Origin of the sequence: Collinsella sp. HCP3S3_E11, from assembly GCF_052067375.1 — a bacterium.
GTDB lineage: Bacteria > Actinomycetota > Coriobacteriia > Coriobacteriales > Coriobacteriaceae > Collinsella.
Genome location: NZ_JBQHQI010000002.1, coordinates 151341 through 164017, shown reverse-complemented (window position 1 = coordinate 164017; position 12677 = coordinate 151341). Strand labels below are relative to the sequence as shown.

13 protein-coding genes are annotated in these 12677 nt (G+C 60.9%); all 13 read left to right on the top strand.

Features of this window, described 5'->3' with window-relative positions; genetic code table 11:
* Positions 1 to 370 precede the first annotated feature (370 nt).
* The 13 genes from pyrR to holA all read left to right on the top strand — a co-directional run bounded on the left by pyrR (position 371) and on the right by holA (position 12611).
* Positions 371 to 955 (top strand): bifunctional pyr operon transcriptional regulator/uracil phosphoribosyltransferase PyrR, encoded by a 585-nt coding sequence (pyrR, locus tag ACTM86_RS02880; protein WP_138374176.1) that lies wholly within the window; start codon positions 371 to 373, stop codon positions 953 to 955.
* Positions 956 to 959: 4 nt separating this feature from the next.
* Positions 960 to 1904 (top strand): aspartate carbamoyltransferase catalytic subunit, encoded by a 945-nt coding sequence (locus ACTM86_RS02875; protein ID WP_035138537.1) that lies wholly within the window; start codon positions 960 to 962, stop codon positions 1902 to 1904.
* Entirely contained in the window at positions 1888 to 3177 is a 1290-nt protein-coding gene (locus tag ACTM86_RS02870; protein ID WP_154516264.1) for a dihydroorotase, read from the top strand. Before ACTM86_RS02875 ends, ACTM86_RS02870 begins: the two co-directional genes overlap by 17 nt.
* 116 nt (positions 3178 to 3293) lie before the next feature.
* A complete protein-coding gene (locus tag ACTM86_RS02865; protein ID WP_154516544.1) occupies positions 3294 to 4061 on the top strand; it encodes a dihydroorotate dehydrogenase electron transfer subunit in 768 nt (255 codons plus the stop codon).
* A 14-nt stretch (positions 4062 to 4075) separates the two neighbouring features.
* Positions 4076 to 4984 (top strand): dihydroorotate dehydrogenase, encoded by a 909-nt coding sequence (locus ACTM86_RS02860; RefSeq protein ID WP_427717595.1) that lies wholly within the window; start codon positions 4076 to 4078, stop codon positions 4982 to 4984.
* Positions 4978 to 5694, top strand: a complete 717-nt coding sequence (gene pyrF, locus ACTM86_RS02855) for an orotidine-5'-phosphate decarboxylase (protein WP_427747926.1) — start codon at positions 4978 to 4980, stop codon at positions 5692 to 5694. Before ACTM86_RS02860 ends, pyrF begins: the two co-directional genes overlap by 7 nt.
* A 240-nt stretch (positions 5695 to 5934) precedes the next feature.
* Complete coding sequence (mihF, locus tag ACTM86_RS02850; RefSeq protein WP_006236130.1) at positions 5935 to 6243, top strand: integration host factor, actinobacterial type; 309 nt, start codon at positions 5935 to 5937, stop codon at positions 6241 to 6243.
* Positions 6244 to 6813 (top strand): guanylate kinase, encoded by a 570-nt coding sequence (gene gmk / locus ACTM86_RS02845; protein WP_370450596.1) that lies wholly within the window; start codon positions 6244 to 6246, stop codon positions 6811 to 6813. It abuts the gene before it with no gap.
* Positions 6814 to 6818: 5 nt separating this feature from the next.
* Positions 6819 to 7100 (top strand): DNA-directed RNA polymerase subunit omega, encoded by a 282-nt coding sequence (locus tag ACTM86_RS02840; RefSeq protein WP_370450597.1) that lies wholly within the window; start codon positions 6819 to 6821, stop codon positions 7098 to 7100.
* Positions 7101 to 8330 carry a tRNA uracil 4-sulfurtransferase ThiI gene (gene thiI / locus ACTM86_RS02835; protein ID WP_441015499.1) on the top strand — a complete coding sequence of 410 codons (1230 nt, stop codon included), beginning with the start codon at positions 7101 to 7103 and terminating at the stop codon, positions 8328 to 8330. It begins immediately after the preceding gene.
* A gap of 229 nt (positions 8331 to 8559) precedes the next feature.
* The gene (locus ACTM86_RS02830; protein WP_441015498.1) at positions 8560 to 9270 is read left to right on the top strand and encodes a helix-hairpin-helix domain-containing protein; all 711 of its coding nucleotides are present in this window, start codon (positions 8560 to 8562) and stop codon (positions 9268 to 9270) included.
* A gap of 269 nt (positions 9271 to 9539) precedes the next feature.
* Complete coding sequence (locus ACTM86_RS02825; RefSeq protein WP_441036903.1) at positions 9540 to 11570, top strand: DNA internalization-related competence protein ComEC/Rec2; 2031 nt, start codon at positions 9540 to 9542, stop codon at positions 11568 to 11570.
* Positions 11571 to 11648: 78 nt separating this feature from the next.
* Positions 11649 to 12611, top strand: a complete 963-nt coding sequence (holA, locus tag ACTM86_RS02820) for a DNA polymerase III subunit delta (RefSeq protein WP_427747932.1) — start codon at positions 11649 to 11651, stop codon at positions 12609 to 12611.
* Positions 12612 to 12677: the final 66 nt, after the last annotated feature.

Below are 12677 nucleotides of genomic sequence, written 5' to 3'. Positions count from 1 at the left end.
GCGTAATCTACACAGAGATATTTCTCTTATGGCGATAGTGCCCACGCTACGGCCCTGGACGTAGATCCGTTATGCGTGTAGCAGAGGGGATTATGCCAGCTCGCATCGACGTTTTCAAGCTTGTCCCGCAAATATATATAGGTTTATGGAGCGTTGAGTCCGTTTGCGGATTGCTCCGTATTAATGCTCGCAATTAAGCTCGGGGTTGGCTACACTATCCCTTGACCATTAAAGGGGTACGAGATACCCACATGGATTTATATTGCTGCCATAGAGCAGTCCTTCCTGTGGGTGTCTGGTCCGCTTTGAGCGGTCGGGCATCTATTTTTTTGACTGTATCAGCAGTCAAGACATGTGAGGAAGGAGATCTATGGGCACGACTTCCCCCAAGGCGGTCATCATGGACGAGACCGCCGTCAACCGAGCGATGACCCGCATCGCGCACGAGATTCTCGAGCGCAACGAGGGCTGTGAAGACCTCGCTCTGGTCGGCATCGTCACGCGCGGCGACCTTCTGGCAAAGAAGCTCGCCGAGGCGATCAAGGAGATCGAGGGGGTTGACGTTCCGCTCGGCAGCCTGGACATCAGCTTCTATCGCGATGACTATGCGACTAACTTCGCTCCCGCGATCCACGCTACCAACATTCCCTTCAGCGTCGACGGCAAGCGCGTCGTTTTGGTGGACGACATCCTGTACACGGGTCGCACCATCCGCGCCGCTCTGGACGCCGTTATGGACCTGGGCCGTCCGAGCCGCATCGAGCTGGCAGTTCTCGTTGACCGCGGTCACCGCGAGCTCCCTATCTCGCCGGACTTTGTCGGCAAGAACGTTCCCTCCTCGCACGAGGAGAACGTGCACCTATATATGAAGGAAGTCGACGGCCGTACCGCTGTCGAGATCAACGACGTCGCGCCGGGTTCCCACGTGGGCTCCGCGCCGCTGGGAGGTGAGTAGTACCGTGGCGTTCAATCATAAGCACCTGATCGACATTACCGAGTACTCCGAAGAGGACATCAAGCTCATCCTCGAGACCGCCAAGGCGTTCTCCGAGGTCAACGAGCGTGCCATCAAGAAGGTCCCCACGCTCAAGGGCAAGACCATCGTCAATATGTTCAACGAGCCCTCGACGCGTACCCGCAGCTCCTTCGAGCTCGCCGAGAAGCGTCTTTCGGCCGACAGCCTCAACTTTGGCGGCTCCTCGACCTCCACGGTCAAGGGCGAGAGCCTCGTCGATACCGTCGAGACGCTCAACGCCTACAAGATCGACTGCATCGTCGTGCGCGACAAACATGCCGGTGCTCCCTACATCGTCACGCAGAATTCGCCCGCGAGTGTTATCTGCGCCGGTGACGGTAAGCACAATCACCCCACGCAGGCTCTGCTCGACCTGTACACCATCTGGGAGCACAAGGGTGACTTCCACGGTCTGAAAGTCGCCGTCGTCGGCGACATCGCCCACTCCCGCGTCTGCGGCTCGCTGATCCCCGCGTTGAAGATCATGGGCTGCGAGACCTACGCCGTCGCCCCCGGCACGCTGCTGCCGCCGGCGCCCGAGGTTCTGGGCTGCGACCACGTGACGAGCGACCTCGATTCCGTCCTGCCCGAGCTGGACGTCGTCTACATGCTGCGCGTACAGCAGGAGCGCCTCGAGGGTGCCCCGTTCCCGACCATTCGCGAGTACCACAAGCTCTTCGGCCTGACCAAGGACCGTGAGAAGCTCATGAAGCCCGACGCGATCATTTGCCACCCGGGCCCCATCAACCGCGGCGTCGAGTTCGACTCCTATATGGCCGACCACCCGCAACGCTCCGTCATCCTGGAGCAGGTCTACGCCGGTATCTGCGTGCGTATGGCTATCCTGTATCTGCTGCTTGGAGGTGCCGATAATGGCCTTGCTTCTTAAGAATGCCCACGTCGTCGATCCGTCCGTCGAGCTTGACGGTGTCGTTGACGTCCTGATCGACGGCGACAAGATCGCCGAGGTCGGCGAGAACCTCGCCGCCGAGGGAGCCGAGGTCCGCGACCTTTCCGGTAAGTACCTTGTCCCTGGCCTGGTGGACATGCACGTCCACCTGCGCGAGCCCGGCTACGAGGTCAAAGAGGACATCGAGAGCGGCACCCGCGCAGCTGCCAAGGGCGGCTTCACTGGCGTGTGCGCCATGCCCAACACCGACCCCGTTACCGATAACGGTACCGTTGTTGAGTTCGTCAAGTCCCGCGCTGCCGAGGTCGGCCACTGCCGCGTCTATCCTTCTGGCGCCATGACCCGCGGTCTTAAGGGCGAGGCTATGTCCGAGATGGGCGATATGGTCGCCCACGGCGCCGTCGCCTTCACCGACGACGGTCGCGGCGTGCAGGGTGCAGGCATGCTCCGTCGCTGCATGGACTACGGCAAGATGTTCGGCAAGGTCTTCATGAGCCATTGCCAGGACGAGGACCTGGTCGGCCACGGCCAGATCAACGAGGGCAAGGTTTCGACTCGTCTGGCCCTCGAGGGCTGGCCGGCTGCCGGCGAGGAGCTCCAGATCGCCCGCGACATCGAGATCGCAAAACTGACCGGTGCCAAGCTGCACATCCAGCACATCTCCACCGCCCATGGCCTGGAGCTCGTGCGTGCCGGCAAGGCCGCTGGCGTTCAGGTTACCTGCGAGGCCACCCCGCATCACATGTTCCTGACCGAGAACGACCTGGACGAGACCTACAACACCTCGCTCAAGGTTAACCCGCCGCTGCGTACCGACGAGGATGCCGAGGCCATCCGCCAGGGTGTCATCGACGGCACCGTCGACGTCATCGTCACCGATCACGCTCCCCACACGCCGTGGGAGAAAGCCCGTGAGTTCGAGCTCGCGCCCTTTGGCATGATTGGCCTCGAGACCTCGCTGTCGCTCGTGCTCACCGAGCTGGTCAACACGGGCAAGATGGGCATGGGCCGCATGGTCGAGCTCATGGCTATTAAGCCGCGTGAGATCCTGGGCCTCGACCAGGTTCAGGTCAAGGCGGGCTCTGTTGCCGACCTGACCGTCTTCGACGCGTCTGTTACCTGGACGGTCGGCGAGGACGGTTACGAGTCGCGCGCCGAGAACTCCGGTTTTGCCGGCCGCACGCTCACCGGTCGTGCCACCGATGTGTTTGTCGGCGGTAAACAGACGCTTGCCGACGGCTGCATCTGCTAGCATAGCCTTATCGCTTTTGCGCGCGGTGCCCTTGCGGTGCCGCGCTTTCTGTTCGTTTGGTCCATGCAACTGCATGGGGGATTGGAGCGTCTATGCCCACACCTTCCACTGCACGCATGCACGACTTCGAGGTCGTCTCGAACCAGGAGATCGCCGACGGCATCTTCTCGCTCGTTATTTCGGCCCCCAAGCTTGCAAGTGCGCTCAAGCCCGGTCAGTTTGTGAACATCGCCGTGCCCGGCGATGCCTCTTCGCTGCTTCGCGTGCCCTTGAGCTTCTATCGCTCTGACGCCGAGGCCGGTACCGTCGAGCTGTGGTACGCCGTCGTGGGCGACGACACCCGTCGTCTGTCGCAGATGGGCCCCGGCTCCAAGTCCAACCTGTTGGGCCCTGGCGGCCGCGGCTGGCTGGTACCCGAGGGCACCAGGAAGGCACTGCTCGTGGCGGGCGGCATCGGTGTTCCGCCTGTGCTGTGCCTCGCTGGCATGCTTGCCGAGCAGGGCGTGGCCGTTGACGTGTGCCTGGGTTTTGGCACCGCGTCCAAGGTCGTGGGCGTCGATGAGTTCCGCGCGCTGGGGGCCACGGTCAACGTGTGCACCGACGACGGCTCGTTGGGTACGCACGGCTTATGCACCGATCCTGCCGCTGAGCTGCTCGGCAAGGGCGGTTACGATTACGTCGCCAGCTGTGGTCCCGCCGTTATGATGAAGAAAGTCGCCGCCGCTGCCGCCGAGGCCGGCGCGTACTGCGAGGTGTCGCTCGAGCGCATGATGAGCTGCGGCTTTGGTGCCTGCAACACCTGCAATGTCGAGACGGTCGACGGTATGAAGGGTGCCTGCATGTGCGGCCCCGTGTTTGATGCTTCCAAGGTGGTGGTCTTCTAGTGGGTACCGTGAACATGTCCGTCGATTTCGGCGGCGTCAAGATGCAGAACCCCATCAACACCGCAGCCGGTACCTTTGGCTACGGTTGGCAGTTCCAGAACTTCTTTGATGTCTCCCAGCTGGGTGCCATCACCACCAAGGGTTGCGCTGCCGAGCCCTGGCCCGGCAATCCCGCACCCCGCATGGCCGAGATCCCCGGCGGCATGATCAATTCCGTGGGCCTGCAGAACCCCGGTGTGGCCGCTTTCGCCCGCGAGTCCGGTCCGTGGCTCGAGCAGCTCTCCAAGGACGGTTGCCAGGTCATCTGCCAGGTTGCCGGTCACTCCGTTGATGAGTTCGTGCGCGCGCTCGAGATGTATGTCGAGCTGTGCCCCTGGGCTGCCGGCTATGAGATCAACGTGAGCTGCCCCAACATTGCCGCCGGCGGTGCCGCCATGGGCTCCACGCCCGAGGGCGCCTCTTCCGTTATGGCTGCCTGCCGCAAGGTGACCGATAAGCCGCTGTTCGTTAAGATGGCTCCGGTCAACGTCGCCGAGATCGCCCGCGCCCTCGAGGCTGCCGGCGCCGACGGCCTTTCGGTCATCAACTCCATCCAGGGCATGGCCATTGACGTGCACACCCGCAAGTCCCGTGTGGCCAAGCCCAAGGGCGGCCTTTCGGGCCCGCTGTGCCACCACATCGCCGTGCGCATGGTCTGGGAGGTCGCCCAGGCCGTCGATATCCCCATCAACGGTGTCGGCGGTGTCATGACCGGCGAGGATGCGGCCGAGTTTATCCTGGCCGGCGCCACCTGCGTGTCGGTCGGCATGGCCAACTTCGTCGACCCGTGTGCTTCGCTTAAGATCGCGCACGAGCTCGAGGCCTGGGCGGAGTCCCAGGGCGTAAAGGACATCAACGAGCTGGTAGGTGCGTTCGAATGCTAGAGACCGATGCCCGCGACCGTGTTATCGTCGCCCTCGACTGCGACCGTGAGCGCGCACTCGAGCTCGCCCACGAGCTTTCGGGCCATGCCGCCTGGCTCAAGGTGGGCATGACGCTCTATTACGCCGAGGGTCCCGAGATCGTCAAGACGTTCAAGGATTTGGGCTTTAAGGTCTTCCTCGACCTTAAGTTCCATGACATTCCGCATCAGGTGCGCGGTGCCGCTCGTTCGGCCTCGCTTGCCGGTGCCGACCTGCTCTCGGTCCACGGCTTGGGTTCGGGCGCCATGCTCGCTGCCTGCCGCGAGGGTGCCGAGGAGGCGCGCGAGGACCGCGCCAAGCTCGTCGCCATCACCGTACTTACGAGCATGAATCAGGATGCGCTGGCGGAGATCGGCGTCGAGTCGCCCGTGGCCGAGGAGGCCGCTCGCCTGGCAAAGCTCGCTCAGGCCAACGGCATCGACGGTATCGTGTGCTCGCCGATGGAGGCTCACGACATGCGTGAGCTGCTCGGCCCCGACGCGCTGATCGTGACTCCGGGTGTGCGTCCGGTGGGTGCCGCCCTGGGCGATCAATCCCGTGTGGCGACACCTTCCCAGGCTATCGAGCGCGGTGCGAGCCACATCGTGGTGGGCCGTCCTATTACCGGCTCCGACGATCCGGTTGCGGCCTTTGACGCCATCGTCGCCGAGCTGGTCGAAAACGTCGCGTAAAAGATTCCCTCAAGTCACCACTTTTGGGTCTTATTAGCACAAATTAGCCCTTGTGCCTGCGAAAACTTTCCCATCCTTTGTGTGGAATCACAGGTCAGGGGCTCAACTTTGACCTCCGTATATTGCACTTTTCGCAGGTATCGTCTAACCTATGGAGCCGTCGATTGGGCATTTAGTGCGTTTGACGTGCTAAAATGCCAATTATTGCATCAGATATAACCCAACTATTTGGAGGTTCGAATGGCACTCCCTCAGCTTACCGACGAGCAGCGTAAGCAGGCTCTTGAGAAGGCTGCCGCCGCACGTCACGCCCGCGCTGAGCTTCGCGAGCAGATCAAGAAGGGCGAGAAGTCTCTCGAGTCCGTGCTCAACTCCGATGACCCCATCGCTTCCCGCATGAAGGTTTCCACCCTCATCGAGTCTCTGCCCGGTTATGGCAAGGCCAAGGCCGCCAAGATCATGGAGGAGCTCGGCATCTCCGCTACCCGTCGCGTCCAGGGCCTCGGCGTCCGTCAGCGCGAGCAGCTCCTCGAGCAGCTGACCAAATAAGTGAGCGCTCAGGATTCAAAGCTCTTTGTGATTTCTGGACCGTCAGGTGCAGGCAAGGGGACGCTCGTCACTCGTGTGCGCGAGCGCCGCTCGAACCTGGGCCTGACGGTTTCGGCTACCACGCGAGCGCCACGTAAAGGTGAGGTCGACGGCGTCAACTACTTTTTCCTGACGCGCGAGGAGTTCGACCGCCGCGTGGCAAACGGTGAGTTTGTTGAGTGGGCCGAGGTCCACGGTAACTGCTACGGTACGTTGGTGAGCGAGGTCGCATCCAAGCTCGCCTCTGGCTCGTCTCTGATTTTGGAGATTGATGTCCAGGGTGCCCTGCAGGTCAAGGAGCGTTTCCCCGAGGCCGTGTTGATCTTTATCAAGCCGCCTTCGCTTGAGGTGTTACGCGATCGCCTGGTCGGTCGCGGTACCGAGACGCCCGAGACGATCGAGCTGCGCATGGCAAACGCCGCCGATGAACTTGCCCTTGCCGACCGCTACGACGACGTCGTGGTGAATGACGATCTCGACCGCGCGACCGATGAGCTCGTTCGCGTTCTCGATATGCATGAAAGGATCTGAGGTCCGTGTCCGTTGTAAAGCCTTGTATTGACGATCTTCTGGAGAAGACCGATCACAACCGCTTCCTGCTCGCCTCGCTTGCCTCCAAGCGCGCCTGCGACATTAACAGCATGCTGCGCGGCCAGCACAACCGCGTGCTTGCCGTTCAGGATGTCGATGATATTACCATTGGCCTCTCCGGCGCCGATACCATCTCGATGGCTATGGACGAGATTGTCGACGGCGATATCTCCTACGACGAGGCTCGTTACAAGAAGGCGCTCGGCCACAAGGTTGCTGAAGCCTAAATGGCAGCTCGCGTCTGCCTGGTCCACTATCACGAGGTTGGACTGAAGGGCAAGAACCGCGCACATTTTGAGCATATCCTCATGGATAACATCAAGGCGGCCTTGGCCGCCTTTTCCGTGAATGCCGTGTCTCGAATTTCCGGTTATATCCTCGTGACCTTTAACGAGCATCAGGCCGACGAGGCGGCGCGTGTCATTCGCACCGTCCCCGGCGTTGCCCGCGTGTCCCTGGCATATCACACCAACCGCGACCCGCAGGAGTACTGCGCCGCCGCCGTGAAGGCGCTGCGCGAGTTTGGTCCTTTCGATTCGTTTAAGGTGCATGCCAAACGCTCTAACACCGACTACGAGCTCACCTCGATTGATATCAATCGTCAGGTTGGCGAGGTACTGTGCGAGGCCTTCCCCGATAAAAAGGTCCAGATGCACGACCCCGACGCGATGGTGCACGTACTGGTGGTCCAGGGTAGCGTTTACGTATATGCGCGCTCCGAGCGCGGCGTGGGCGGTCTGCCGGTGGGTTCCGCCGGCAAGGTTGTGACGCTCCTGTCGTCGGGCATCGATTCTCCGGTGGCGACCTGGATGCTCGCGCGTCGCGGCGCGGTGTGCGTGCCGGTACATTTCTCCGGTCGTCCGCAGACACCCGATACGAGCGAGTATTTGGTGCAGGACATTATCCGTGCGCTTGCGCCGGGCGTCCAGATCGGCCGCCTGTACGTGGTGCCGTTTGGCGATTGCCAGCGTGAGATTTCCGTCACCTGCCCCAGCAACCTGCGCGTGATCATGTATCGCCGCATTATGTATTCGGTTGCCGAGCGCATTGCGCATATCGAGGGCGCCAAGGCTATCGTGACCGGTGAATCGCTCGGTCAGGTTGCCTCCCAGACGCTCGAGAACATTATGGCCGTCAACGAGGCCGTCAAGATCCCCGTGTTCCGCCCGCTGATCGGTTCGGACAAGCAGGAGATCATCGCGCGTGCCGAGGAAATCGGTACCTTCGATATCTCGACCGAGGCTGCTCCCGATTGCTGCACGCTCTTTATGCCGCGCCGCCCCGAGACGCACGCAAAACTCGATGCCGTGCATGAGGCGTGGGAGCTGTTCGATCACGAGGAGATGATTGAGCGCTTGCTCAAACAGACCGAGTACATCGACTTCGAGAGCAACACGTACAAGGCCCCTAAGACCTTAAAACGTAAACATCCTCAGCTTGCTCCACGTGAGATTTAACAAGATCACGAATAATGTTGTGTATAGACCGGCGGTGCATTTGCATCGTCGGTCTTAATCTACCTGGGCATTAGGCGATAAACGGTTCATTTGTCGACGTGTATCTGAATAAATGGACACTATCCTGCAAGGTTTTGGTCAGCTTTTGGTTTGACCTCGATAACCGGTGTGGGCGTGCGGAGGCTACGGCGCTCGTTTCCTGACACGATGATGTTGGGAGGTGTTTGCTATGGCGCAACGCGAGCAACACGAACGGGTTAAACGGATGGACCGCTGGGCAGAAAAGCTGCTCGGCCATAAGGCGATGGTCGTGGCGATTCTGATTGTCATTGCCGCCGCGAGCGGCTTGGCGATGGCAAGTTTTGGTAGCCGCTCCAGCGGCGTGTCGTTTGAGCGTAGTGATGAGGCGGGCGCCTCGGATGTGCGCGGGGCCGGGGATGGGTTACCTGATGATGCCGATGAGTCGTCTGCCAAGAGTTCTTCTGCTGCTGAGGTGTACGTCGATGTCGATGGCGCCGTTGCGAGGCCTGGCGTGTACCGGCTCAAAGACGGAGCGCGGGTGTCCCAAGCGATCGATGCCGCCGGAGGGCTTACGGCTGAGGCGGATGTGACAGGGCTTAATCGTGCGTCCAAGATCACAGATGGTCAAAAGATCTATGTTCCGATGGTGGGGGAGCAACAAGCGGCTGCGGCGGTCGGCGGGGTCGAAAGCGGTGCTGCCATGACTGCTGGTGCGGGGTCTTCGTCGGGGCTTGTGAATATCAATACGGCAAGTGCGGCGGAACTGCAGACGCTTTCGGGCATCGGGCCTTCTACGGCCCAGTCGATTATCGATGAGCGGACTCAAAACGGGGCCTTTGCCTCGGTCGATGACCTCATGCGCGTATCGGGGATCGGTGAGAAAAAGCTCGCCAAAATTAAAGATTGCATCTGCGTATGAGTGTGTCCGAGTGCGAGCATGTGATGCCGCCGCGGCCCCTGATGCCGTGGACGATGGCCCTTTGTTCTGGCTTGTGTGCGAGCTGCGGCCTGGTACTTAACGTGGCAGCCGATTTGCTGCTGGGAGAGCGGGCAGCGCCCGTCACATTGCTTATGGCCATTCCCGTTGCGGCTGCCGCGTGCATCGTATTGGCTCGGTTTTGTATGCGTCTTGTGCGGTGGAGGCGATGGCTGTATGCCGCGGCTCTCGGCCTCCTGGCGGGAGCGGTCGTGTCCGCGGGTTGGGCGATAGGGGCGCTGCGTGCTTCGACGGCACTGGATAATCGAGCTGCGAGCAGTCTTGAGTTTGTTGTACAGGGTGACCCATCCATCAATGACGGGACGTACTCCTATACCTGTGATTCATATGCGGGCGAAAAGCGCTTGGGCGAGATACGGCTGTCGTGTGATCGTGAGCTCGGCGCCGGTTCGCATGTGCAAGCTATCGGTCGAATTTCGCGTTTTGAGAATGATGCGTATGGGCGCTCACGCGTGCTTCGGGGCGAGCTTCGAAAAGTTAAGGTCATCCGGTTGGTATCGGTTGACGAGGGCTTTCCGGGGCTGTTGCCCTGGCTGCGAAACGAGCTCCTTGCCACTATCGCGCCCGAGACCGATCCGGCGCGCTCGCTCATTGCCGGCGTTGTCTGCGGACGCTCCTCCGAGCTGCGTGCTCAGCCGGCGGGCGATTTGTTTTCGGTAACGGGCACCGCACATCTTATCGCCGTCTCGGGCAGCCATCTTGCCATCGTTGGGTTTGTGATTGAGAGCGCCCTGCAAAAGACTCGCCTCTCTCGTGGGCTGCAGAGGGGGCTGTTGGTGCTGGCCCTCGCTGCCTATGCCGTCTTTACGGGCGCTTCGCCCTCGGCCGTGCGCGCGTGCTGTATGGTGGCGGTGACGCTTGTCGTCAACGGCGCCGGACGTCGTCGGCATGGCCTTTCGGCTCTATTTTTGACCATGACAATCTTTATGTTGTTGCGGCCGACAGTATTGTTCGAGATGGGTTTTCAGCTATCGTGCGCCAGTGTTTTTGCCATCCTTTGTTTTTGCCCCTACGCTACCTACGCCTTGGGCGAGCTGGGCGTGCCATCGGGGGTTGCCAGTATTTTGTCCGTCACGCTGTGCTCGCAGCTCGCGACACTTCCCGTAACCATTCCCGCATTTGGGATGTTTTCGCTCATTGCCCCGCTTGCAAATGCCGTGATCGGTCCGGTGATAAGCGTGCTGCTCGCATCTTCGGTTGTGCTGGTGCCTTGCTCGCTTGTGCCGCTCTTGCGTCACGGGGCGCTTGTGGTGCCCATGGCTATCGCTCGCTGTGCCCTGTTCTTTGAGCAGCTCTTTGCTGCCGTTCCGGGCGCATCCGTAAGCGTGCCGCCCGATACGCCCTTGGTATACGTGGTGCCTTTTTCGCTGGTGGTCCTCTTGGTCTTGTGGCCACGCCCCAGCGCGCGGCCCATGGCAGTGGGGCTGCTGTGTTTGATGCTTGCGGCGGGCGTTCCGTATGTCTATTGGGATCGATGTGCGCCGCCTTCGGTGACAGTCCTTGATGTTGGCCAGGCCGATGCGATTCTGGTTCGTCAGGGTGGCGCCGTGGCGCTCGTCGACTGTGGGCTCGACGCGCGCGTGGTGTCGGCGTTGGTTCGCAATAACGTCCACCATATCGACGCCGTCTTCGTGACACATTGGGATGAAGACCATTGGGGCGGTCTTCCCGACGTGCTCGATCGGTTTTCGGTGGGAACCATTGCGGTTGCGGCGGATGCGCTGGGCAGTGCGCCTGCTGAGGTTCTGAATCGCCCAGGCGTCACGTATCGGCAGGTGGCTCGCGGAGACACAGTCGATATCGGCGCATTTCGGGCTCGTGTGATGTGGCCGTTTGATACGGTTGACGGTGAGGGCAATGAGGACTCGCTTGTCTTGCTGCTCTCCTATGCTCAGGAAGGCAAAAGCCTGCGTATGCTCCTCACTGGTGATGCCGAGCTCGATCAGGAGTGCGAGTTTGTACAGGAGGTGGGTGATATCGATGTGCTCAAGCTGGGGCATCACGGCTCAAAAGTTTCTGTCGATACAGACCTGCTGGAAACCCTTAAGCCCGAGCTCTCTATTGCGAGCGCGGGCGAGGGCAACCGCTACGGCCATCCATCCGATGCCTGCATCGATGCCGTTAGCGATGCGGGCGGCGCGTTCGCATGCACTATCGAGAGGGGCGACATTACCGTCTCGCCGACTGCGGCCGGTTTTGCCATGCGATGTCAGCGACCGTGATGCTGCCGTTGGCGCGGGACCAACCCGTGGGATAGAATGGCACGGTACGAACAGGAGAGCCTGCGGGAGGGGAGCGCGATGTCTGAAACCGGTCTGCTGCCGGCATATCTGATCGTCGGTACCGACGGAGTCAAGCGCGACCACGCCGTCTCGCGTATGAAAGCACGTCTGGAAAAGTCGGGTATGGTCGAGTTCAACCTCGACGAGCGCGACATGACCAAGGACCCCGATATCGAGTCCATTATCGGATCGCTCAACACTTTTCCCATGGGCAGCGAGTTTCGCTTGGTAATCCTTGACGGCTGCTCAAAGCTCGCCAAGGCGGTCTCGGAGCCGCTTGTCGAGTATTTAGCGAGTCCAAGCCCCACAACGGTCTGTCTCATCATCGCCGACTCGCTTGCCAAGAACACGCGCCTGTATAAGGCGATCGCCAAGATCGACAAGAAGGCCGTGATCGATTGCTCCGGCACCAAGCGCTGGGAGCTACCGCGCCGCGTGCAGCAGATGGCGACGCAGCACGGCAAGTCGATCTCGACGGCGGCCGCCGAGGAACTCGTCTCGCGTTCGGGTGAAAACACTCGCATGCTCGATAACGACTTGGCCAAGCTTGCCCAGATGGTCGATGCGCCGCAAATTGAGCTTGCCGATGTGGAACGCTGGATCGTGCGCACGGCCGAAGTTCAGCCCTGGGATTTTCTCAACGCGGTCTCGGCTCGTGATATGCGCCGCTCGCTTGAGCTCTTTGGGCTGCTACCCGCCAAGAGCTATGTGTGGACCTACACGCTGCTGTGCGGACGCATTCGCGAGCTTATCGTCGCCAAGGCGCTCGATGCGCGTGGGCAGGGTCGCGAGCTTGCCGCGACGCTCAAGCTTCAACCCTGGCAGGTTAAGAATCACCTGACCTGGGCACGCCGCTTTTCGATGGCGGAGCTCGTCGCGGCGCTCGAGGGCGCGGTCGATGTGGAGCTCGCTCTTAAGGGTTCGGCCGATTCTCAGAACGCGCTTTTGCTCTGGATTACGAACATCTTGAGAAAATCGTGATGATACCTGTCTATTTGACAAATTCGTTCTATCCCTTTGAGGGGGAGCGTGCTATAGTAGGCGCTT